At 61.3% G+C, this 21439-nt stretch carries 18 protein-coding genes; 7 read left to right on the top strand and 11 right to left on the bottom strand.

Going from position 1 to position 21439, the window contains the following annotated elements; genetic code table 11:
• Nucleotides 1-248: 248 nt before the first annotated feature.
• A complete protein-coding gene (locus tag E4633_RS02460) occupies nt 249-986 on the top strand; it encodes a response regulator (RefSeq protein ID WP_135868679.1) in 738 nt (245 codons plus the stop codon).
• Between the two features lie 106 nt (nt 987-1092).
• Here E4633_RS02460 and E4633_RS20405 read toward each other — a convergent pair whose 3' ends face one another.
• The 3 genes from E4633_RS20405 to E4633_RS02450 all read right to left on the bottom strand — a co-directional run bounded on the left by E4633_RS20405 (nt 1093) and on the right by E4633_RS02450 (nt 3852).
• Nucleotides 1093-1257: a hypothetical protein gene (locus E4633_RS20405; protein WP_162604924.1), complete on the bottom strand. Its 165-nt coding sequence runs from the start codon at nt 1255-1257 to the stop codon at nt 1093-1095.
• A gap of 40 nt (nt 1258-1297) precedes the next feature.
• Entirely contained in the window at nt 1298-2338 is a 1041-nt protein-coding gene (locus E4633_RS02455) for an SDR family oxidoreductase (protein ID WP_135868678.1), read from the bottom strand.
• A 149-nt stretch (nt 2339-2487) separates the two neighbouring features.
• Nucleotides 2488-3852 (bottom strand): chloride channel protein, encoded by a 1365-nt coding sequence (locus E4633_RS02450; RefSeq protein WP_135868677.1) that lies wholly within the window; start codon nt 3850-3852, stop codon nt 2488-2490.
• A gap of 213 nt (nt 3853-4065) precedes the next feature.
• Here E4633_RS02450 and E4633_RS02445 point away from each other — a divergent pair, with 213 nt between their 5' ends.
• Nucleotides 4066-4521 (top strand): DNA-binding protein, encoded by a 456-nt coding sequence (locus E4633_RS02445; protein WP_135868676.1) that lies wholly within the window; start codon nt 4066-4068, stop codon nt 4519-4521.
• 75 nt (nt 4522-4596) lie between these two features.
• Here E4633_RS02445 and E4633_RS02440 read toward each other — a convergent pair whose 3' ends face one another.
• The 4 genes from E4633_RS02440 to E4633_RS20855 form a co-directional block, all read right to left on the bottom strand.
• Nucleotides 4597-6504 carry a tetratricopeptide repeat protein gene (locus tag E4633_RS02440; protein WP_135868675.1) on the bottom strand — a complete coding sequence of 636 codons (1908 nt, stop codon included), beginning with the start codon at nt 6502-6504 and terminating at the stop codon, nt 4597-4599.
• A 467-nt stretch (nt 6505-6971) separates the two neighbouring features.
• The gene (locus E4633_RS02435) at nt 6972-7568 is read right to left on the bottom strand and encodes an OmpA family protein (RefSeq protein ID WP_135868674.1); all 597 of its coding nucleotides are present in this window, start codon (nt 7566-7568) and stop codon (nt 6972-6974) included.
• Nucleotides 7569-7685: 117 nt separating this feature from the next.
• Complete coding sequence (locus E4633_RS02430) at nt 7686-8024, bottom strand: hypothetical protein (protein ID WP_135868673.1); 339 nt, start codon at nt 8022-8024, stop codon at nt 7686-7688.
• A 71-nt stretch (nt 8025-8095) separates the two neighbouring features.
• Nucleotides 8096-8218: a hypothetical protein gene (locus E4633_RS20855; RefSeq protein ID WP_281276723.1), complete on the bottom strand. Its 123-nt coding sequence runs from the start codon at nt 8216-8218 to the stop codon at nt 8096-8098.
• A 64-nt stretch (nt 8219-8282) separates the two neighbouring features.
• Here E4633_RS20855 and E4633_RS02425 point away from each other — a divergent pair, with 64 nt between their 5' ends.
• A complete protein-coding gene (locus E4633_RS02425) occupies nt 8283-9515 on the top strand; it encodes a Tll0287-like domain-containing protein (protein WP_135868672.1) in 1233 nt (410 codons plus the stop codon).
• Nucleotides 9516-9548: 33 nt separating this feature from the next.
• Here E4633_RS02425 and E4633_RS02420 read toward each other — a convergent pair whose 3' ends face one another.
• Complete coding sequence (locus E4633_RS02420; protein ID WP_135868671.1) at nt 9549-10517, bottom strand: TolB family protein; 969 nt, start codon at nt 10515-10517, stop codon at nt 9549-9551.
• Between the two features lie 323 nt (nt 10518-10840).
• Here E4633_RS02420 and E4633_RS02415 point away from each other — a divergent pair, with 323 nt between their 5' ends.
• On the top strand, nt 10841-12859 hold the full coding sequence (locus E4633_RS02415) for a hypothetical protein (protein WP_135868670.1): 2019 nt from the start codon (nt 10841-10843) through the stop codon (nt 12857-12859).
• A gap of 189 nt (nt 12860-13048) precedes the next feature.
• A complete protein-coding gene (locus tag E4633_RS02410) occupies nt 13049-13975 on the top strand; it encodes a hypothetical protein (protein WP_135868669.1) in 927 nt (308 codons plus the stop codon).
• Nucleotides 13976-14165: 190 nt separating this feature from the next.
• On the opposite strand, the gene E4633_RS02405 is transcribed toward E4633_RS02410, so the two are convergent.
• On the bottom strand, nt 14166-14528 hold the full coding sequence (locus E4633_RS02405; RefSeq protein WP_135868668.1) for a winged helix-turn-helix transcriptional regulator: 363 nt from the start codon (nt 14526-14528) through the stop codon (nt 14166-14168).
• Nucleotides 14529-14698: 170 nt separating this feature from the next.
• Here E4633_RS02405 and E4633_RS02400 point away from each other — a divergent pair, with 170 nt between their 5' ends.
• Both E4633_RS02400 and E4633_RS02395 read left to right on the top strand, forming a co-directional pair.
• Entirely contained in the window at nt 14699-15334 is a 636-nt protein-coding gene (locus E4633_RS02400) for a flavodoxin family protein (RefSeq protein WP_135868667.1), read from the top strand.
• A gap of 17 nt (nt 15335-15351) precedes the next feature.
• Nucleotides 15352-16176 carry a nitroreductase family protein gene (locus E4633_RS02395; protein ID WP_135868666.1) on the top strand — a complete coding sequence of 275 codons (825 nt, stop codon included), beginning with the start codon at nt 15352-15354 and terminating at the stop codon, nt 16174-16176.
• Between the two features lie 79 nt (nt 16177-16255).
• On the opposite strand, the gene E4633_RS02390 is transcribed toward E4633_RS02395, so the two are convergent.
• Together E4633_RS02390 and E4633_RS02385 are read right to left on the bottom strand one after the other, a co-directional pair.
• Entirely contained in the window at nt 16256-17815 is a 1560-nt protein-coding gene (locus E4633_RS02390) for a YiiX/YebB-like N1pC/P60 family cysteine hydrolase (protein WP_198419375.1), read from the bottom strand.
• A gap of 244 nt (nt 17816-18059) precedes the next feature.
• Nucleotides 18060-21434, bottom strand: a complete 3375-nt coding sequence (locus E4633_RS02385) for an acyl-[ACP]--phospholipid O-acyltransferase (protein ID WP_135868665.1) — start codon at nt 21432-21434, stop codon at nt 18060-18062.
• Nucleotides 21435-21439: the final 5 nt, after the last annotated feature.

The following is a 21439-nucleotide window of genomic DNA, read 5'->3' as shown; positions in this document are numbered from 1 at the left end:
GTCAGCGATTGGTATCACATATCGCTGGTCAATTCAACTGCACAACTTTTTCTTGCTCTGTAGTAAAAATATGTTATTTATTAAAAATTCTGAGTTAACCACAACGGCCCAAGGCCGGAACGGCGCTGTGGGAGCGGCATCCCGCCCCCCGGCCGGCAAGCCTGCTTGCGGCAGCGGTGCTCTTCACACCATTAAAGGTACGCCCCGGCGAGGTTCATGACCGGGCGCAGGTACGATAAGGAGCGCAGATGATCGAATGTGACGAGCGGGAACTCTGGATCATGGGACTGGGCGAGCGCGTTGAGCGTGGAGCCATCGTCTGCAGCTATCTGGCGGAAGGAGGGCACCGGGCAAAGACGGCGAAGATCTCGGAACTGACCGGTTGCACGCCGAGGGCGATCCTCCTCGATCTTTCCCCCTGGTCTGACGATGGCTGGGGGGTGCTCTTGAAGCTGAAGGAGAACCCGGCGACTCGCGAGATTCCGATTCTTCCGATGTATCTGAGCGAGATCGGCCAGGTGGGGGCTGTCTTCCCGGTGGCGGGGTTCTTCACCCTCCCCATGGACGTCCCATACATGACGAGGAAGCTTAATCAGCTCGGGCTGGCAGAGGAGTCCGAGGATTATGACCTGCAGGTGATGATGGTGACCCGCAGGGGCGAAGAGGATGTGCAGAAGGCACTCACCAAGATGGGGTTTGAGGTGGTGAACGCCTACACCGCCAAGGAGGCGGTGGCCGTTGGCACCATCGTGCATCCGTACATGATGTTCTGTGCACTCATGCTCCCGGACCAGGCGGCTTTCGAGCTCTTGGAGCGTTTCCGGCTCTACCCGCAGACGAGGAACATTCCGTTCTTCGTGCTCCTGAAGGGAGAGATGAAGGAAGGCGAACGTCAGGCCATGAGCCGCGGCATTGAGCACCTCGTGCGCAAGAAGTGGTTAACCCGCCAGGAATTCCTGGGGTACTTCAAGAAGAGCAAGGAATGACGAAAAGGGGGGGACGGCATCAGCCGTCCCCCCCCTTTTTTAGTCTTTTGCCTCCGGCAGCGCTCCTGGCCTGTAACCTCCACCTTCCGACACCCAGCCTATCACTTCAGACTGCCAAACCCATCACTTCGGAATCGAAACCTATCACTTCGGAACCGAAACCTGCCACTTTCGGATCGAAACCTATCACTTTCGGGTCGAAATCTATCACTTTCGGGTCGAAACCTATCACTTTCGGGTCGAAACCTTCTAATTCGACTTGCGAATTCATAGGTTTCGCCCGGCTAAGCTACTGAATCCGACTGTCTAAGCTATGGCTTTCGATGCCATAAGAGCCTGCTACGCGGTCCGGACTTCCCACGAGCCGCGGCGAAGGCGGCCGCAGCCATGGCGCATCCCGCCAACATGATGCCAAGCCCCCATTTGTTCTCGGAGATCCAGACTTCTGCGCTAGTCGACTTCGCGCGCGCGTCGAATCGACCGTGCGCGGCGTACGGTCCTGGAACGCTCTCCCACAGGTTCGCCGGCCGGTCCGCACGTTCCGGCTCATCGGTTTGCTGCGAACGGTAACCGGTTCGGCCGAGATATCGGTCGATGAGGCCGGGGATGAACTTGTTGCCCCACATCGCCTTAACCGTCGGCATGCCGACGTAGATCTCCCGGCGCCGGCGCGTCGAGGCCCAGACGATGGCCCTTGCTGCGACATCGGGCTGGAAGATGGGGGGGACCGGTTGGGGGCGGTTCGGAAGGCGCGACTTCACCCAGTCGAACTGGGGGGTGTTCATCGCCGGGAGTTGCACCATGGTCATGCGCACGCGGCTTTTCCTGTGCAGGAGTTCGCAGCGGATCGAGTCGGTAAAGCCGCGCATGCCGTGCTTTGCGCCGCAGTAGGCGGACTGCAGGGGGATACTGCGGTCCGCGAGGGCCGAACCCACCTGGATGATGATCCCGTCGTCGCGAGGCAGCATCCTCTTCAGCGCCGCCATGGTGCCGTGCACCGCACCGAGATAGGTCACCTCGGTAACCCTCTTGAATTCCTCGGGCGTCATGGCATCGAACGGGGAGAATACCGAGGTCATGGCGTTATTGACCCAGACATCGATGGGGCCGAATTCCCGTTCCACCTCGGCCGCGGCCTCCTCAACCCGACCAAAGTCAGCCACGTCCCCCACGAGTACGAGCGCCTTTCCCCCGAGTCGCTCCACCTCTTCCCTGGCCGCCTCAAGCCGCTCCTGGTTCCGCGCGAAAAGCCCGATACATGCTCCCTCGCGGGCGAACGCCTGCGCAGTGGCGCGCCCGACACCGGCCGATGCACCGGTGATAACGACAACCCTGACGGAACTTTTTCCCATGTGAGCCTCCTTTTGCCTGCGTTTTCGGCGGGTGAACCAGCCGCTTACCAGGTCGACAAGGAAACCATGATATCAGATGTGAAAAAATTAACTTTGTATGGGCGGGGATGGGACCTTCGCCTGATCACTATCGGGGTTGGCAATTGCGGTTATTTGCGGATTTTCCTCCCTTTGCCAAGCACCTTCGCTCCCTTAACGACGAAGGCCGGGAAGGATATAGCCAGGCGGTCCTGCAGGTTCTCGGGGTTCAGTTGGCCGAGCGGCCTGCCCGTTTCCACCTTCAAGGAGGTGCTTTTCTGGATGCCGAGGATCTGGCTCGGATAGATGCTGCGGTATCCGACGATGAGAAAACTGACCATGCAGGCGACGCCTGCATGTGGGGCGATACCCGCGCCGAAGAGTTCCATGGCCATCACCGATGCGGCGATCGGGGTGTTGGCGGCGCCGGCGAGAAGGGCGACCATGCCGATCGCCGAGAAGGTGGCGACCAGCGGTTCATGGAAAAGCGAGGCAAAGAGGTTTCCCGCCGCCGTTCCAATGAAGAAGATCGGGGTGACCACGCCACCGCTGCCGCCGCTTCCCAGGGTGATCGAAGTGGCGATCATCTTCATGAAGGTGGCATCGAAAGGAAGTACCTGCCCGTTCAGTGCGGCGTCGATACTGTCAAGCCCAAGCCCAAGGTAGCGCTGGGACACGAACCTGCCGATCAGTACCAGTAGCGCCCCGCCGAAAATAGCCTTCACCACAGGGTGCCATGAAAGCCGTCCGAAAAGCCGGTGCCCCAACTGCATGAACTCGATGAAGAGCAGGGCCGCGATGCCACACCAGATGCCAAGCAGGATCATCTCGGTGAAGCTCCAGCCGGTGACGGCGGGGATGATTTTGGCGGCAGGGTGCGGGTAGCTAACCCCGAGCATTCCAGCCACGTGGAAACCGACTATCCCAGCCACGAAAGAAGGAAAGAGAACGTCGTAGAACATCTGCCCGAGGACCAGTACCTCCACCCCGAATAAAGCCCCCGCGATCGGAGTGCCGAAGACGGTGGCAAACCCGGCACTGATACCGCAGATGACGAGCTTGCGCCGGTCGACGTCGTTCAACCTCAGCAAGCTCGCGAAGCCGGAGGCGAGCCCGGCGCCGATCTGGGCACAGGGCCCCTCTTTCCCCGCCGAGCCTCCTCCCGCGAGCGTTATAACGGTAGCAACCAGCTTCACCGGCACCACCGCCAAAGGGATTCTCCCCATCTTCTGGTGCACCGCTTCTATCACCTTCTCGGTGCCGTGCCCGGCGGCGTCCGGTGCGAACCACCTGACCAGCAGGGTGCTCACGACGAGAGTCACCGGCAGCAGCAGGTAGTAGTCCGGTACCTTGTCGTACTGTGCAGAGGTCCAGGAAAGGGCCTTCAAAAACGCCGTGGTGCCCCCTCCGACCAGGACCCCTACGATGGATGCGTAGCTTGCCCACTTGACCACGCTGGCAAGCAGCGTCACCTGTTCCACTATTCTCCGGTTCACATGCGTCCTTTCTTCTCAATCTGGCTTCAATGTCGGTTACCGCCATCTTGGCTGACGGGCTGATTACCGCGACAGCGATGACTTGATCAATGGTTTCGTTAAGCACGCGGTCTCAGTGAGGTCTGAATGGAAAAGATGAGGCACCTGGAGCATTGTAGCTGAGGAAGTCCCGGGCGGTGGTATGCTTTTCCTACTTCACACAAGGAGGTTCTTATGACAACAAGAAACGTCTCCGTAGTTGTGACATCACTGCTTGCCTTAACCATCACCGCTTCAGCCTACGCCGCACCGTGGCAAGGGTGGCGCGGCAGCGGGGGATGGGGCATGAACGGTGCCTACCAGCGGCTCTACGACCCTGCGAAGGTGGAGACCGTGACCGGTGAGGTGGTAAAGGTCGAGGTCGTGTCGGCAAGGAAGGGGCCGGGCAACGGCGTGCATCTCCAGTTGAAGACCGACCAGGGGACCATCCCGGTGCATATCGGGCCGGCGTGGTTTGTGGAGCGCCTCGACGCGAAGATCGAAAAGGGGGACCGGGTCGAAGTGAAGGGTGCGCGGGTCGATTTCGAGGGGAAGCCCGCCATCATCGCGGCGGAGGTCAAAAAGGGTGATGCGGTCCTGCAACTGCGCGACGCGGCGGGTGTCCCGGTTTGGGCAGGCTGGCGCCGGTGACGCAAAGCCATCGACGGTAAAAAGGAGGCGCCTTGTGCCGCGCCTCCTTTCTTTATTCCAACTCAAGCGGTTCCGCTACCGTTTGGACTTCCGTTTGGCCCCCTTCTTCGAAGCTCCTTTGGAACTCCCTTTCTTCTTCGCCTTCGAAACGGCTTTCGAGCTCCCCTTTTTCTTCTTCGAGGACTTGCTCACTTTCGCCTTCTTTTCTGCGTATTTCTTCGGTTCTGCGCTCAGCTTGCTCCAAAGTTCCACAGGCTCGAGCAGGTCCGGGTCCGCCTTTCTCGCCGCGGCGAAGGCTTCACGTGCCTTGTCCCGGTCCCCTTCCTTCAGGTAGAGCTTGCCTAGCGCGTTCAGGGCCCGGGCATGGTCCGGCTTCAGCTTCAATGCTGCGTCGAACTGCTGCAGGGCCTTTTCGTCCTCGCGTTTGAAGGCGTATATCACGCCGAGCCGGTACTGGCTGTCAGCGTTCTGCGGGTTCAGTTGCGCGTCCTCCTCGAGCAGCGAGGTCACCTGGTCGTACTTCTTTTGCTTCACCGACAAGGAGATGAGCGCGTCCCTTGCCTGAGCGTTTCTCGGATCGAGTTTCAGCACCTCGTGCAGGTGCTGCTCGGCCTGCTCGGGCTGCTTCAAGCGCAGGAACAGGAAGGCGATGCTGCGGTGCGCTTCGCTGTTGGCAGGGTCCAGGGCGAGCGCCGTTTCGTAGGAACCGATCGCGTCCTTGTAGGTACGCCGTTTTTCCTGCAGGCGTGCGAGTTTCAGGTAGTTCAGCGGGTTGTCCGCCTGCCGCGAGATGAGGTCCTGATAGGCCCGGATCGCTTCTTCAAGATCGCCGCGCAGGGCGTAGATGTCGGCGAGCCGCCTGCGGGCGTCGCTGTTTGCCGGATCGAGCCTGAGCGAGGCGCTGAAGTTGCGTACCGCCTCGTCAAGGTCCCCCTTGCGCTCGTAGAGGGTGCCCAGGTGGTAACGCACCCGCCCGGAATCCTCCTTCTTGCGCAGGGCATCCTCGTAAGCGGTGATCGCCTCTGCGTCGTGGCCGGCGGCCAGTTCGGCGTCGCCCAGTTTTTCGCGCACACCGGTGGCATCGGGATTTTTCACCAACATGGCGCGATATTCGGTCGCCGCGAGGGCGAACTCGCCTTCGTCTTCGTATTTGGCCGCCCGCTTCAGGTGGTCGGCGAGCGTGTCGGTGCGCTTCACACCGGAACGCGCGTATTCCTTAGCGGCTTCGTCGCGTTTCCCAGAGAGTTCCAGCAGTTGGGCCAGCCGGAAATGGTAGCTGGCGTTGTTGGGATCTGCGGTGATCGCCTGGCGCAGATGTGTGGCAGCCTGTATGTAGTCGTTGCGCTCCTGGTAAATAGTGGCCAGCTCGAGATGGGTCGTGGCGTTGCCACTCTGCAGGCGAAGCGCTTCCTGAAGAGCCTCCAGGGCGTGGTTCTGGTCGCCCAGGCCGCGGTAGCTGCGTGCGATGCCAAGGTAGAGATTTGCATCGTCCGTGAAGGACGGTTGTACCTGGCGGTATTGGCTGAGGGCCAGGGCGTAAAGTTTGGCGTCGAGGAAGATGTCGGCGAGGGCCCGTGCGTAGCGCGGCTCTTTCGTCTGTGCCGCCGCTTCGAAGAGGGCAACCGAAGCCTCCTCGCGGTTACCTTTCGCCATGAGCAAAAGACCGAGGCGACCCCTAGCCTGCAAAAGGAGCGGATCCTTGGTGAGGGCGTCGCGGTATGCGGTCACGGCGCCATCGCTGTCGTGGGCCGCTTCCATGGAAATCCCCTTCAGGTAGAGCGGTGCCCCTCCGTCGGGGCAGAGGTCGCGTACCTTGCGCTCCGCCTCGGCCCTTTCGGCGGCGGCACTCTCGGGGGTGATCTTTTCTATCGTTTCACGTGCTACTGTGCATTTGTCCTTGCCTCCCCAGGTAAAACCGCAGGAAAGAAAGGCGATAACGACTATGGCGGCACGCAAGGCACCGCTTCTTGTTTTGTGATTCATTGCACACCTATTAAATGCTGAAAGGGCCGTTGCCGTCCCCCGGCTTATTGGTTCTGCGGCAAGCTCTGGGAGAGGTATTAAAAGTTTCCACGAAGCGCTGCACTTGAACTAGCGCTCCCCCCTTTGCGAAGGGGGGACGGGGGGGATTTGCCTTTCCTCAGTTTTCGCCGGCTGAACTTGGATTTGCTTTACTCCTGGACGGGACCATGACGGCTGTTGCGCATTGCTATTTCCTTGCGCAGCATGCGTGACCGCAGCGTCAGAAGGAGTTTGTATGGGCTGACTAAGGCAAATCCCCCCTGCCCCCCCTTCGCAAAGGGGGGAACGTTAGGGGCGCGCAGTGCTTGGTTGCCAGCTGTCCTTTACGTCCACCGGAATTTCGTGAAGAACTTACATTGACGAATTCGCAGTGGGATGGGGCACCGCAGCGTATTGCTGTCGTTGCCCCTCCTGATGTCTGCCTCGCTCTACTTGCTGATGGTGAATTCGTCACGCCTGTTCTTGGACCAGGCGTCCTCGGTGTGGGCGGCGTCGACAGGCTTCTCCTCGCCGTAGCCGATGAAGGAGAGGCGGCTGGCGGGGATGCCGAGCGAGGCCAGGTACTTCACCGCTGCCTGGGCGCGACGCTCGCTGAGTGCCAAGTTGTAATCGTCGGAGCCGCGCTCGTCGCAGTTACCCTCGACTCGGACCTTGACGTTACCCATAGCCTTCAGCTTGTCGAAGTTGGCGGCGAGGGTCTTGCGGGCGGTGTCACTCAGGACGTCGGAGTCGAAGTCGAAGTAGATCTTTTCGAGAGCCTGGGAAACGGCGGCGGCCTTCGAGGAGGCTGCCTGACCCTGAGCGAGCCCTTCACTCTTTATGGTGGAGTCCGGCAGGGCCGTCGTGGGAGCCGCCGCCGGTTTGGACTCGGCCGGCTTAGCCTGCGTGGGTGCGGCTGCCTGCTGGGTGGTGGTAGAAGGAGCGATCGGCTGATCGGCCTTGACTGCCTGCTGCTTGGCGCAGCCGCCTGCGATCAAAAGGCCGGTGCAAAGAACGGGAACGAAACGCTTGAGAGACATCTTCATGGAAAACCTCCATCTTCTGCTTTCAGTTTATTGGACGCGACAGGGCGCGCGCGGACGCAAGCGACCGCATGATTGCCATCTCGTGGCAACGGAGCTGTGGTGAATGGTGCGAAAGGGTCAGGCTGCGGAGTGAGGAGGCGCCCGGGAAAGGTTGGGGAAATACGTGGAGAGTGCCGCGCCGTGGAAGGCGTGGGGGAGCTCGGTGCGATAGGTGGCATGAAGCACGAGTTCGACAGCCGGCGGCAATTCGGCCTGGACGTGGTCCAGTGATTTCTTGGCCGCCGTTTCGTGGTGCTTCTTGAACTGCTCTTCAATGTAGGCGCGGGGTTTCGGCTTGGGGTGGCGCCCCGGCTGCGACATGTCGGGCACTCGCATCCCGAAGAACAGGACGCAGAGCGTAGTGGCGCAGGTGAGGAATATCAGCAGTGATCTATGATGCAGAGTTTTATTGATCATAGTAAAGGTCTGTCGACGAGTTACAGGCAGACATGACTTTATAACCGATCTCTCGGTGAAAAACAACCCTCCTACTTGATACAGACGCGACGCACCTCGTGTATGTCGGTGAGTCCCTGCAGACATTTGAGTATGTCGCCCCGCTTGAGCGTGGTCATGCCGTCCGCTATTGCCTGCTCCAGCCGAAATGGCAAAAAACTCATTGACAGCAATTGTCGCTGACAGTAGGGTGACTATAAAACTAACAACGGTAGCCAAATGCGCGCGATATCAGCTAAAAACCTGTTCCTGGCTCTGTATGTGACCTCCTTTGTTGCGGTCGCGGCTGCCATTGTCGTTACGGTGAATTATCACCAGCGCGGGCAGGCACTGGCAGAGGCCCAGGAAAAGGCACGCCTCATTCTGGACCGCAACATGGCCATCCACAGCTACTTCTCCAACCAGCTGAAGCCGCATGTTTTCGATCTCAGTGACCGCTACCGGACACCGGAGTACTTCGATCCGGTCTGGATGTCGTCCACCTACGCGGTACGTGAGATCGACGCCTACAACAAGGCCTTCTCAAGGAGTGATTACTACTACAAGGAATGCGCGGTGAACGCGAGAAGCCCGAAGAACGAGGCAGACCCGTTCGAACGCGCCTTCATCGCCGACCTCAAGCGCGATAATGCCCTCGATGTCCGTTCCGACATACGGCAGATAGACGGAAAGCCCTTCTTCGTCGTCATGCGTCGCGGCGAGAGCATGGAGAAGAGCTGCCTGCGCTGCCACAGCATGCCGCAGTCGGCGCCCGCGGAACTGGTCAGACAATACGGGGAGACGCGAAGTTTTAACCGGCAGGATCGCGAGCTCGTCTCCGCCATCTCGATCCGCATCCCGCTGCAGCAGGCCTACGCGAGCGCCAACGAGCTTTCCTTCAAGCTTTCCGTGTTGTTGTTGACTATACTCGGAGTTTCCTCGGCCCTGCAGTTCCTGTTCATGGACCGGTTGCTGCTCGGACCGCTCGGGGAGCTTCGCGACCGGACCATGGCCATCATCCGCGATGACAGCAAGCTGGGAGAGGATATCGCGCTACCCTCCCAGGGGCGAGAACTGCAACAGTTGACCGGCGCCTTCAACGATCTGTCCAGGCATCTGCGGGCCGAAAAGGATGGGCTGGTCGGGCAGGTGAAGGAGAGGACTGCGGAGCTTGAAACGCTGAACCGGAAATTGGAACAGGACGTGGCGGAGCGCAAGGTGATTCAGGGAGAACTAGCCGCAAAAGTTCAAGAGCTGGAGGCTGCCCTTGCCAAGGTGCGCATCCTCGAGGGGGTGATCCCGATCTGTTCCTACTGCAAGAAAATCCGCAAGGACCAGGAGATCTGGCAGCAGATGGAGCAGTACATCTCGGAACACACCGACGCCATGTTCAGTCACGGCATCTGCCCCTCCTGTTTCGAGGAAATGAAAGAAGGCCTGAAGTCCAAACGGGAGAAGCCTCCCGAGTCATGATAAGCTCACGCACCCGCCTCGCCGGGTGGGCGGTTACCTGGCGCCGCCGGTTGGTATCGTCGCCAGATAGATGTTCTTCAGGTCACTGAAGACGACATGATCGCCGTAGATCGCCGGGGTGTAGTAATCCGTGGTCCCGCGGGTCAGCGCGGTTTCCTTGCCGGTCGCCAGGTCGAGCAGGTGGATGTCCTCGGCCTCCGCCCGGGAGTTGTCGACGAAAACGACCCAGGTCCCCCATACGCGCGGGAAGCGCTGGTTGGCGTCGCTTCTTGTGAGCTGTCTCTCCTTCCCCGTCACGGTGTCATAAAGGTAGATGTCGTAGTTTGGCAGCACGTCCTTGTTTCGGTTATCCTCCCACACCACCAAGTTCCCGTACGTAGCCGGTGACCACTGGGCCTCTTTGTCGCTGGTGATCCTTACCTCATTTCCCTTCGCGATGTCATAGAGGTAGATGTCGCCGGAATCGTTACGCTCGTCCTTCCAGACCAAGTATTGCGCCGACAGGGCGGCGAACCCCTGCGGCGCCTGCCCTGACGTCATAAGCTTTCCCTTTTTCATTCCCGGATCGTACAGGCAGATCGTCCCCTTGCCATCGCTCAGGTCGGTCCAGGCCAGGTAGCGTTCCGAGACGGCAAGGTCGATCTTCTGGGTCGGCGACACCACCACCGGCATCTCCTTTTTCTCCGCAAGATCGTACATGTAGATGTCCGAGGTCCCGTTGCGGTAGTCCTGCCAGTAGATCCTGTCACCGTAGATGCGCGGCTTCTTGTGGTCGTGCCCACCTTGGGTTATCCGTGTTTCCGTACCTGTTTTGATGTCGTAGAGGTAGATGTCCGCCTTGCCGTTACGGCTGTCCTGCCAGACCACGCGGCCGCCGTGTATGTCCGGGAACAGTTTTGTCCCTGCGCCGCTGCTGATACGGGTGAGGGTGACGTCGGCAGCGTTGACGAACGCCGGGAAAAGCAGGATGGCGGTTATCACGGCACGGATAGCGTTCTTCATGATGCCTCTCTTGGAACGGCTCTCTTGGAGCAGGTGATGGTCAGCAGGGGACTTGTATGAGATTTAGCTTAATATGTCAACGTTTCTCTGCTGATGGGGATTTCACCCTAGTCCGTGGTGTATAACACCCAATAGGGTGGGGTGGCTCACCCGGAGGTGCGATCATGTAGGAAGGGGGCGGACATTTTCGTCGATGAAACGCCCACTTATTAGGAGGTGCACATTTTGGTATAAGTGTTGCTTATTATAGCCACTTGTGAACGCACAGACCGTGGCCACGGCAGATTGTTCGCACTGCAGGGAACACATCCAAGGAGGTTGACATGAAGAAAACCGCACTGGTTGGAGGCGTGCTGCTGGCCGCTTCCTGCTACGGCACCGCTTTCGCGGCGACCCTTTCGGTGCAGACGGCGACCAACAAGCTGAACTATGGTCAGAGCTCCGTCGTCACCGTGAAGGCCAACGCCGAACTCAGTACCACCCGGATCACCACTTCGAAGATCCGCTACGCCAACGTCACCATCAAGAGCCCTACCGGGACGACGCTCTTGAACGGTGTCGCCATGAGCAAGGACCCCTACACCGGGTTCGCCTACTACAACTACACCCTCTCTAGCTCCGCGCCGAAAGGGACCTACACCGCAACGGTCAGCTTCACCGACACGAGCAGCAACACCGGCACCGGCTCCACCACCTTCAAGGTGCAGCTCCCGGTGCCGAGCCATGCAAGCTACGTAACCGCGTACAACGGTCCGGCCACCTGCATCACCAGCGCCTGCCACGCAGGCCAGGCGAGCGCCATGTTCGGTTCGGTACACTACCAGTGGACCGGCGACAACCAGAAGGCGATCGAGCTGGCAGCTTCCGGCTCCAAGGCCTCCAAGATGGGCGGCATCAACAACTTCTGCATCCAGCCGGACATGAACTGGCTGACCATCTTCGCCAAAACCGACGGGACCACCGGCCCCGGCGGCTGCGCGGTTTGCCATGCAGGCAACGGCCTGAAGCCCTCCACCACCTCCAGCCAAGCGCAGCTCGAGAACATCGACTGCCTCATGTGCCACGGCAACGGCTACTCCAGGAAGGTGATCCAAAACGCAGACGGCACCTTCTCCATGGTCCCGGCCGATGGCCTGAACGTACTGTCCATAGCGCAGAACGTGATCCGCCCGACCCGCACCACCTGCATGCGCTGCCACGAGAAGTCCGGCGGCGGTGACAACTACAAGCGCGGTGACATCGAATCGACCAACAAGGTCTGCACCAAGGCTTACGACGTGCACATGGGGAGCGACGGGCAGAACTTCGCCTGCCAGGAGTGCCACAGGACCGAGGGACACCGGATGGCAGGCCGCGGCTCCGACATGCGCGCCCTCGACACCACCCGCGTACTTTCCTGCGAGAACTGCCACTCCCGCATCCCGCACCGCTCGACCAACGTGAGCTACAACGACCTGAACCGTCACAGCGACAAGGTTAACTGCTCCGTCTGCCACGTGCCGACCTTCGCGAAGACCATCCCGACCGACACGCACAGGAACTGGGCGGTCATGGAGATCGACACAGCCAAGGCACTGTGGGACCCGGAGATGACCAAGGGCACCAACATCATGCCGACCTACGCGTGGTTCAACGGGTTCAGCCACTTCTACAAGTTCAAGGATCCCGTCAGCCTCGACGCCCGCGGCGTGCAGGTGATCAGCAGCCCCGACGGCGCCTTCGTGGATCCGACCGGGAAGTTCTCCAAGCTCTACCCGTTCAAGCTCCACACCGGCTCGCAGCCGATGGAGACCACCACGAAGCAGCTCCTGCCGGTGAAGAACAAGTACGCCTTCGAGACGGGTGACATCAACACCGCCATCCAGCTCGGCGCTGCCGCCCAGGGGATGACCTACAACGCACACGCCTTCGTCCCGACCGAGCAGTACGAGGGGATCTTCCACGGCGTAGGTCCGAAGACGACCGCAGTTTCCTGCTCCAACGGCGGCTGCCACCCGCAGGTCACCGCCGGCGCGAACCGCATTCCGTTTGCAAGCCTCGGCTACGTTCGTCGCGGCACCACGGCCCAGATGTGCGACGTCTGCCACTCGGCGAAGACCTACACGAGCTTCACCTCGCTGCACAGTAACCACCGTGATCGCAAGAACTGCGCGGCCTGCCACGGCACCGGCTACCCGCTGAAGGAGCCGACCACCACCCTGTGCGACAACTGCCACAGCAGGGAGACCTTCACCAACGCCAACGACATCCACAGCAGGCACGTCCAGGGCAAAGGGTATGACTGCAGCAACTGCCATACCTTCAGCGCAGGGATGACCGGCGGGCATAGCGAAGAGCACTAGCGGAATCAGCAGTTATCATAACAGTACCGAAAAGCCACCCGCACGGGTGGCTTTTCCTTTGTGTGACGGTGGCTGTTTTGGTGCAGCGGCTGGATTGTGGTATGCTGTTAGGCGGCGCGATGCTGTTTGGATAAGGCCGCGCCGTGCTGTAAGATACCTAAAACACCTGCTGAGTAAACGGAGGACAATATGCGAAGATTGCGTCATTGCTTCATAGTACTGGGCTTGCTGTTCTGTCTGTCCACTACCGCAACAGCCTCGGTCAGCGTTGGCATAGGGATCGGGCTTCCCAACGTGAGCATCGGGATCAATCTCGGTGGCTACCCTGACCTGCGCCCTATACCTGGATATCCCGTCTATTATGCCCCCAACGTCCCCGGCAACTACTTCTTTTATGACGGCATGTACTGGTCCTTCTGGAACGACAACTGGTACGTGAGTTCCTGGTACAACGGGCCATGGGCCCTCGTCGATCCTTACGTGGTACCGGTCTACATCCTGCGCGTTCCGGTGCGGTACTATGTTGAACCGCCGGTCTACTTCAGGTCCTGGGCGCCCAATTACCCGCCTCGCTGGGGACAGCACTGGGGACGCGGATGGGAAGACCGTCGCCACGGCTGGGACCGCTGGGACAGAAGCCGCACGCCCGGCAGGGCGCCGCTTCCCACCTACCAGCGCCGCTATACCGGTGATCGTTATCCTTCTTCTTACGAACAGCAGCAAAGGGTGCGTCGTGACAGTTACCGTTACCAGCCGAAGAACAACGTGGTACGGCAACATCTGAGGGAGGCGGAAAAACGTCCGTCGGGTCCGCCGGTACGCCAGGAGCGTCCCGAGATGAGAGGACCGGGGGCAATGCCGCCGGCCCAGATGCAGCGCGGCCCCGAACGCGAGCGGCAGGCACCGATGCAGCACGAACCGAGGATGCAGCCTCCTGCACAGCATGCGCCGAAGGCCATGGAGCCTCCAAGGGGGCATGAGCCTCGCATTGAGCAGCGCATGGAACCGCGCCAGGAAAGGATGCAGGAGAGGATGGAGAGAGGTGGCGGCCCCGAGAGGGGCGGCGGCCAGGGCAGGGGCCAGGGACAGGACAGGGATGACGGCCGTGGCCGCTAGCGCGCTGTAATCCGGTTGCATGAATGGGCCCCTCCCCGGCATCGGGCGAGGGGCCCTTTGTTTTTGCGCAGATTTCCGGGAAGGCCGGTGATTAGCTCCCCTTCAAGTGCTGTCCGGGCCGTGACGTTCCCCCCTTTGCGAAGGGGGAGCCTGCCTCCCGTAGCAAAGGGGGGGGCAGGGAGGATTTGCCTCAGGGTGTATTGGCCGCCTTAAGGTAGTTCGACCCCCAGTCGCACATCATCTCCAGAATCGGAAAGATGCTCTTTCCCTGCTCGGTCAGCGAGTACTCGACCTTGGGCGGTACTTGCGGATAGACCTTGCGGTGCACCAGTCCATCGCCCTCTAATTCGCGCAACTGCTGGGTGAGCATCTTCCTCGTCGTGTCCGCAAACTGCCGCTGCAGATCGGAAAAGCGCATGGTGTCCTGTGCGAGATGCCAGAGGATGGAGGCCTTCCATTTTCCACCGACGAGCGCCAGTGTCACGTCGATACCGCACTTGTATTCCTTGTCCCGCAATGTCATTACTTCGGCCGTCGACTGGCTTTGCTGCATGTCATCTCCTTCCGGTAAGGTTCCCTGCAGGGTACCGTGTTTCAAATAAGGTACTACGTTTCGTAAAAGTACGTTATTGACGGTCCGGCACCAATGGTCCTATATAGCCCAATTGCAAAAAAAAGAAAAGCGTCGGGTTGATTCAGAACTGCCTGGCGGGAGGAGACACAATGAAGGTCGTGGCATTCAACGGCAGCCCCAACAAGGAAGGGAACACCTATCACGCCATCAAGCTGGTGGCCGAAGAGTTGGCCAAGGAGGGGATCGAGACCGAGATCGTGCATGTGGGAAACAAGGCGATCCGCGGCTGTATCGCTTGTTACCAGTGCTTGAAGAACCAGGACGAACGGTGCGCCATCAAGGACGACGAGGTGAACGAGTACGTCCAGAAGATGAAGGGTGCCGATGGCATCATCCTGGGGTCCCCGGTGCACTATTCAGGGGTCGGCGGGACCTTGAAGTCGTTCATGGACCGCGCCTTCTTCGTGGCCGGCGTTAACGGCGGCCTGCTGCGCCATAAGGTGGGTGCTGCGGTGGTCGCGGTGCGCCGCTCCGGCGGAGTGACGACCTTCGACCAGCTGAACCACTTCCTGAACTACTCAGAGATGCTGCTCCCGACCTCCAACTACTGGAATGTGATCCACGGCAGGACCCCCGGCGAGGCACTTCAGGACGGCGAAGGGGTGCAGATCATGCGCGTTCTCGCCAAGAACATGGCGTGGCTTCTCAAGCTGGTGGAAAACGGCAAAGGGGTGGTGCCTGAGCCGGAGCAGGAAACCAAGATCTTCACCAACTTCATCAGGTAAAGGGTTCGGAGGGAAGGATGCTTCAATTCAAGATAGACAAGGATAAATGCACCAGGTGCGGCCTGTGCGTTGCCGACTGTCCGGCGCACGTCATGGATACGGCCGATGGGTTTCCGCTGATCGCGGCGGAGAAGGAGGCGGGATGCTACCGCTGCCAGCACTGCTTCGCGGTCTGTCCTACCGGCGCCGTATCGATCCTGGGGCTCGACCCGCAAGATAGCACGCCGCTTGAGGGGGACTGGCGGCCGGACCCGGCGAAGCTTGAGACCCTGATGAAAGGGCGCCGCTCGGTGCGTCGCTACAAGCAGGAGAACCTGGAGCCCGAACTTTTGCAGCGCCTGCTCGAGGTTGCATGGCATGCGCCCACCGGCGTCAACACCCGCCAGGTACGCTTTACGGTCATCGATGATCGGGAAAAGCTCGCCTCTTTCCGCGATGAGCTCATGGCCGGCATCGCGCGCCTGGTGCGTGAGGACGCGCTTCCCGAACAGCTCGCGTTCTTCGGCGATTTCGTGAAGCTCTGGGAGGAGCAGTGCGTGGACGTTCTTTTCCGCGGCGCACCGCACCTGCTGGTCGCGTCGGTCTCGGACAAGGCGGTCTCGCCGCTGCAGGACTGCATGATCGCGCTCAGCTACTTCGAGCTCTTCGCGCAGGCAAACGGCGTGGGTACCGTCTGGGACGGCCTCGCCAAGATCGCCATCAACGATCTCGTCCCCGAATCACTGGCCCGCCTCGGCATCCCAGAGGACCACACCGTCGGCTATTGCATGGCCTTCGGCAAGCCCGCCGTCCAATACGCGCGCACCGTCCAGCACCAGGGCGCCATGATCCACCGCGTCTGATAAAAAAGGGGGACCGGCTCTTTGTGTGCCGGTCCCCCTTCCTTACGTCCCTAGAAGCCCGCCGTTGAAGCGCAACTCCTTACCGTGCCGCCTGGCTCCCGTTGGTTACCCCCATCAGCTTCGCCATGGTGTTGAGCGGGTCGCGCGAGACCAGATTTCCCTCGTGGTAGAAGGTCACCAACTGCAGGGTGCCCCCCTTGATCGCCTTGATAGCCACGTCGTCCGGCGTGAAGGTGGCGCGTCCCAGTGACTTCTTTGTCGGCCAATCGACCCCGCTGTAGCTCATGTACACGAGCTTTGAGCAGTAGACCCTCCCCTTGGACTCGACATCGAAGTTGAAGTCGTACGGCTTCCCCACCTGGCGCAGCGCCTGGATCACCGTGTGGGCGCGATCCTGGCGTGTGGCCGCGGTCTTGCGCAGGATACCGATGCTGTCGATGTTGAGGAAGTGCTGCATGGTGTTCATCTCGACCCCGGAGCGCAGCGCCTCGACCACCATGTGGCCGCTTTTTATCTGTTGCTGGTACGGCTTCACCACCGGATGTTCCCAGATTCCCAGTTCCCGCAACTCCTGCTCGGTGCCGGTCCACACCGCCGCATGCCCCCAGTAACCCGGAATCAGCTTGTCAGTGAGCCGGAAGGGGGTCTTCTCCAGGAGGATGTCTCCCGCCTGCAGGTTCTTCTGTACCTCGGCCCTTACCGCTTCCTTCCCGTACAGTTTGCCCTTTCGGGTCTCCACGAGCCCCACCGCGTTGCCGAAGACCATGCTGAACAGGCTGGTGCCTTCCCGCTCAAGACCTAGCACCGTGTCCGTTGTCACCGCGCCGAAAAAGCCGAGCTTTCTGCCGATCACGTAGAAGGGGGACCATCTTTTCACTATGTCGTATGAAGGGCTTTGCCTTATCAGGGTGGAGACGTAGTCCATGGCGAGGGTGTCCGAGGTGAAGGGGGACTTCCTCGTCTGCTTCTCGTAGAACTTGATTGCCTTGCGCACCCGCTGACGATTCGTGATCGAGTCGTAGTTAAGGGTGACCTTGGCAAGCTCGGCGCGCTGCACCGCATAACCGGGGTCGCGCTCGTTCAGGATGCGGCGCAGCTTCGCGTCCCCCTCGAAGAGCGAGACGGCGAGCAGGTAGTTGTCGTAGAGAACCAGGGCGGAAGAGAGGGAGAGCATGACCCCCTTGAGTCGACTCTCCTTTGTGACGCCGAGTTCCGCAAGCTCGCTGTCGCCGGCGTCGAGCCAGCACTCGTGCGCCTCTGCCAGGGCCAGGAGCTTCTCCCGCAGCGCCATGTGCTGGATGATCCCCTGGTTGATGAGGGCGAGGTCGTCGCCTGAGAGCGGTTTGCCCTGCTCCATCCCCTGCTTGATGCGGATGCCGGTCTGGATGGTCTCCGCCCGCAGCGCGAGTGCTTCTTCCGCGAGGGTGCGGAACGCATTGAGCTCCCGCGTGAGCCCCTGCTCCACGCTCGCCTTGGTGCAGCCGTGCGCCTCGAGGAAGTGCCCGGTGCAGGTCCTGTCCGATTCCCCGCCGCACGCGCCCCTTTCGACGAGCTCTTTTAGCGTGTCGCCGGCCATAACCGGCGGCGCGCAGGAGAGGGCGATGAAGAGCGAAAACAGGATGCAGAGTCGAAGCCTCATGTGGCCTCCTTGTATGGATGTTTTTAATTCACCCTGTGGGCCTTCGCCCACCGTAGGTGCCTCGATCCGTCCCCGCCCCCGGAGGGGGAGGGTCAGGGAGGGGGGCGCGCAGCGTCTTGTTCCGCTTCCCCCCTCCCGACCTCCCCCCTCCGGGGGGAGGAGTTGTGGACCGGCTGCAGCGCGCGGTTTGGCGGGTGATGCCCGCTGGCGCGGAAAAGATACCGGTAACGCATCTAAATGACAACTAATTTGTTGCCGCCAGCGCGATCTCCTTCAGCCCTTTCAGGTCCAGCTTTCCCGTGCCGAGGATGGGAAGGCTCTCCACCTCCACGAACCCGTCGCGGCCCGGCTTCCAGAGGTTCGGGAGCTCGCTCTCGGAAAGGTGCCGTGAGAGCGTCGCCGCGTTGGTCGCACCTTTTGTGAAGACCACCACCAGCCGCTCTCCCTTTTTCTCGTCGGGGACCGCGGTTACCGCGAGGATCCCGCTCTGCCCGAGCCGGGCGTGCAGTTCGTCCTCGATCGCGCCGTGGGGCACCATCTCGCCGGCGATCTTGCTGAAGCGGGAGATGCGGTCCGTGATCCTGACAAAGCCGTCGTCGTCCATGACGCCTAGGTCCCCGGTGACGTACCAACCGTCGCGCACCACCTCGTCGGTCAACTCCTCTCGTCCCAGGTAGCCGAGCATCACGTTCGGACCCTTCACCTGGAGCATCCCGGCCGTCCCGGGCTTCAATACCGCTCCGCTTTCCGGGTCGACCACGCGGATGGCGACGCCCGGGATTGGGTGACCTACGCTCCCCTCTTTGGCCCCGTGCTGCTTCACCCCATCGATCTCCACGTCCGGAAGGCTCAGGGTGATCACCGGGGAGAGCTCCGTGGCGCCGTACCCCTCCATTGGGCGGATGCCGAACTTCTCCTCGAAGCTGTCCGCCACCTTGCTCTTCAGTTTTTCCGCGCCGGTGATCACGAGGCGCAGCGTGGCGAAGTCCTCGCGCTTCGCGCGGCGCAGGTAGGCGAGGAGGAAGGTGGGAGTCGCGAGGAGGAGCGTGGAGCGGTGCTCGCGCACCACCTGGGCGATTCTCTCCCCCTCCATCGGGTTCGCGTGGTAGGCGGAGGAAAAGCCGCTCGTGAGCGGGAACCAGAGCGTCGCGGTGAAGCCCAGGGAATGGAAGAAGGGAAGCGCCGAGCAGATGTTGTCGTTCAGGTCGACCTTGAACACCATGCGCAGCGCCTCGATGTTCGACAAGATGTTGTGATGGCTGAGCATTACCCCCTTCGGCTCGCCGGTGCTCCCCGAGGAGAAGATCACCGTTGCGCTTTGGTCGGCGTGGAACCCCTTCGCGCGGCACAGGAGGGGGGCGGGATAGAGCCTCGCCTTGAGAAGGGCCATGAGCTTTGCCCGGCCGGAGATGGCGGGGACGATGTCCTCCAGGAAGATCATGCCGTCAAGCCGCGGCAGGGTCGGGACTTTTTCCAGGAAGGCGCGCGAGGTGACGATGTTGCGGATGCCGCACTGCTCCACAGCGGAGGAAAGTGAAACCTCGGAGGCGGTGTAGTTGAGGTTCACGGTGACCCGTCCCAGCATGGAGAGGGCGAGGTTCGCGAGCACGCCCCCGGCGGACGGCGGCAGCAAAAGTCCCACGTGTTCCGCATCATCGATCATCCCGTCGAGCTTTCCGGCGAGGGCGACAGCGGAGGTCAGGGTGCGGCCGTAGCTGAGGCTCTTCCCCGAGGTGTCGGCGATGGCGCGGCGTCCCCAGTAACGGCGTGCGGTGCGGATGAAATACTCCGGCAGCGGCCGGCGCTGCTCCTTTCTGGAGGCGAAGTAGTCGCATGAAAGCTCGGCCACCTTCTGGCGCACCTCGACGGCGAGGCTCGTCGCGGGCATCGGGTCCCCGAAAAGGATGGTGACCGGGTAGGGGGAGAGTGCCGGGAGCCGGGAGAGGAGTTTCCCGTGAGCGTAGGAGAGGATGCTTCCCCATGCCCCGCCGATGTACACCGGGATGATCGGGTGGCCGCTGTCCTTCACGATGCGCTCGAAGCCGCCGCGGAACTCGCCCAGCATGCCGGTCCTCGTCAGCGCCCCCTCGGCGAAGATGCAGACCATGTACCCCTCGTCGAGCGCCACGCGCGCCCTCCTGATGAACTCGAGCATCTCCCTTTTGCCGTCCGTCGAGGAAACCGGGATCACCCCCATGAGACGGAACAGGCCACGCAGAAGCGGCGTGTTGTAGATGCTCCGCTCCATGACGAAGCGGATGCGGCGCTGGCAGGTGGCGGTGAGCAAGAGGGCGTCGGCCCAGGTGACATGGTTCGGGATCAAAAGCGCTGGCCCCTCCACCGGAAGGTTTTCTAGCCCTTTGATGCGCAGGCGGTAGAAGACCCGCATGGTGACGAGGGCTACGAAGCGGATCAGGAAGTCCGGGAGAATCCGGAAGGAGATAAGCGTCAGGATCAGGGTCAGCGCGCCGACGGCGCTGAAGCCCTGCGCGGCGGTGAGTCCCATCGGGCCGCTGAAGAGCCAGGTGAGCCCGGATGCTGCGAGGATGCCGACCCAGTTGATGAAGGAGGAAGCGGCCAGCACTTCGCCGCGGATGGCGGCGTCGGCCCGCAGTTGTATGAAGGTCTGCAGCGGCAGGCTGAAGACCCCCGCTGAGATACCGAAACAGACGATGACGATGAGGCTCGCGGTGAGGTTGCCGGGGAGTACATGCAGGAGGACCGGGGCGAGAGTGAGCCCGGCGGCGCCGAGCGGAACGATGCCGAACTCCACGTCGCGGCCGGAGAGCTTGGCGGCTATGAGCGAGCCCGCGCCGATGCCGAGTGCTGCGGCGAGGAACAAGTAGCCGCTTTGCGCCTCGGAGAGCCCGAGCCTTTCCATGCCGTAGCCGATCAGGTTCAGTTGAGCGAAGGCGCCGATGAACATGAACCAGGCGAGCCCGATGATGGCGAGCATGAGGTGGCGGTCGCGGGAGATGCCGCGGACCGTGTGCAGGATGCCGGTGGGGAGAAGGGCCACGGGACGGGCCGCGTCGCCGGGAGCGCTATCCCCGATCATCCTCGCGCAGGCAAGCCCGGCACAGGCGACGGCGAGGCTGAAGAGCGAGGCGATCCAGAAGGTTCCTTCCGCTGCCTGGGCGAGTCCGGAAGCGAGGCCTGTGCCGACGATGATGGCGAGGAAGGTGCAGGATTCCATCAGCCCGTTCACCCGGGAGAGTTCATCCTTTCGGACCAGTTCGGGAACGATGCTGTACTTCGCCGGTGCGAAGAAGGCGCTGTGGCTCGCCATGAGGAATACGACCAGGTAGAGGAGATGTTCCTGTCTTGAGGCGAAGGCGGCGACGGCCAAGAGGGTGACCGCCACCTCGAAGAGCTTCACGTTCACGATGAGCCTCGACTTCGCCAGGCGGTCGGCGAGGCATCCGGCCGGCGCGGAAAAGAGGAGGAAGGGGATGACGAATGCGGCGCCGACCGAGGCGGTGATCATCCCGGCGTGGGTGCGTCCCCGGCTGCCGATCAGGAAGAAGATGATCAAGAGCTTCAGGATGTTGTCGTTCAGCGCCCCGAGGAACTGGGTGGCGTTCAACCAGGCGAAGGATTTGGATGAGGCGGTGGTCATGGCGG

Source organism: Geomonas terrae, from assembly GCF_004791675.1.
Taxonomy (GTDB): domain Bacteria; phylum Desulfobacterota; class Desulfuromonadia; order Geobacterales; family Geobacteraceae; genus Geomonas; species Geomonas edaphica.
The sequence above is the reverse complement of the archived record's forward strand: the minus strand, read 5'-3'. Positions and strand labels throughout refer to the sequence as shown.

Coding starts and splice junctions, on each gene's coding strand:
- E4633_RS02410 (WP_135868669.1), top strand. CDS start 13,049: ATGCGAAGATTGCGTCATTGCTTCATAGTACTGGGCTTGCTGTTCTGT.
- E4633_RS02440 (WP_135868675.1), bottom strand. CDS start 6,504: ATGAATCACAAAACAAGAAGCGGTGCCTTGCGTGCCGCCATAGTCGTT.
- E4633_RS02460 (WP_135868679.1), top strand. CDS start 249: ATGATCGAATGTGACGAGCGGGAACTCTGGATCATGGGACTGGGCGAG.
- E4633_RS02405 (WP_135868668.1), bottom strand. CDS start 14,528: ATGCAGCAAAGCCAGTCGACGGCCGAAGTAATGACATTGCGGGACAAG.
- E4633_RS02385 (WP_135868665.1), bottom strand. CDS start 21,434: ATGACCACCGCCTCATCCAAATCCTTCGCCTGGTTGAACGCCACCCAG.
- E4633_RS20405 (WP_162604924.1), bottom strand. CDS start 1,257: ATGAATTCGCAAGTCGAATTAGAAGGTTTCGACCCGAAAGTGATAGGT.
- E4633_RS02430 (WP_135868673.1), bottom strand. CDS start 8,024: ATGATCAATAAAACTCTGCATCATAGATCACTGCTGATATTCCTCACC.
- E4633_RS02435 (WP_135868674.1), bottom strand. CDS start 7,568: ATGAAGATGTCTCTCAAGCGTTTCGTTCCCGTTCTTTGCACCGGCCTT.
- E4633_RS02420 (WP_135868671.1), bottom strand. CDS start 10,517: ATGAAGAACGCTATCCGTGCCGTGATAACCGCCATCCTGCTTTTCCCG.
- E4633_RS02425 (WP_135868672.1), top strand. CDS start 8,283: ATGCGCGCGATATCAGCTAAAAACCTGTTCCTGGCTCTGTATGTGACC.
- E4633_RS02395 (WP_135868666.1), top strand. CDS start 15,352: ATGCTTCAATTCAAGATAGACAAGGATAAATGCACCAGGTGCGGCCTG.
- E4633_RS02445 (WP_135868676.1), top strand. CDS start 4,066: ATGACAACAAGAAACGTCTCCGTAGTTGTGACATCACTGCTTGCCTTA.
- E4633_RS02400 (WP_135868667.1), top strand. CDS start 14,699: ATGAAGGTCGTGGCATTCAACGGCAGCCCCAACAAGGAAGGGAACACC.
- E4633_RS02455 (WP_135868678.1), bottom strand. CDS start 2,338: ATGGGAAAAAGTTCCGTCAGGGTTGTCGTTATCACCGGTGCATCGGCC.
- E4633_RS02390 (WP_198419375.1), bottom strand. CDS start 17,815: ATGAGGCTTCGACTCTGCATCCTGTTTTCGCTCTTCATCGCCCTCTCC.
- E4633_RS02415 (WP_135868670.1), top strand. CDS start 10,841: ATGAAGAAAACCGCACTGGTTGGAGGCGTGCTGCTGGCCGCTTCCTGC.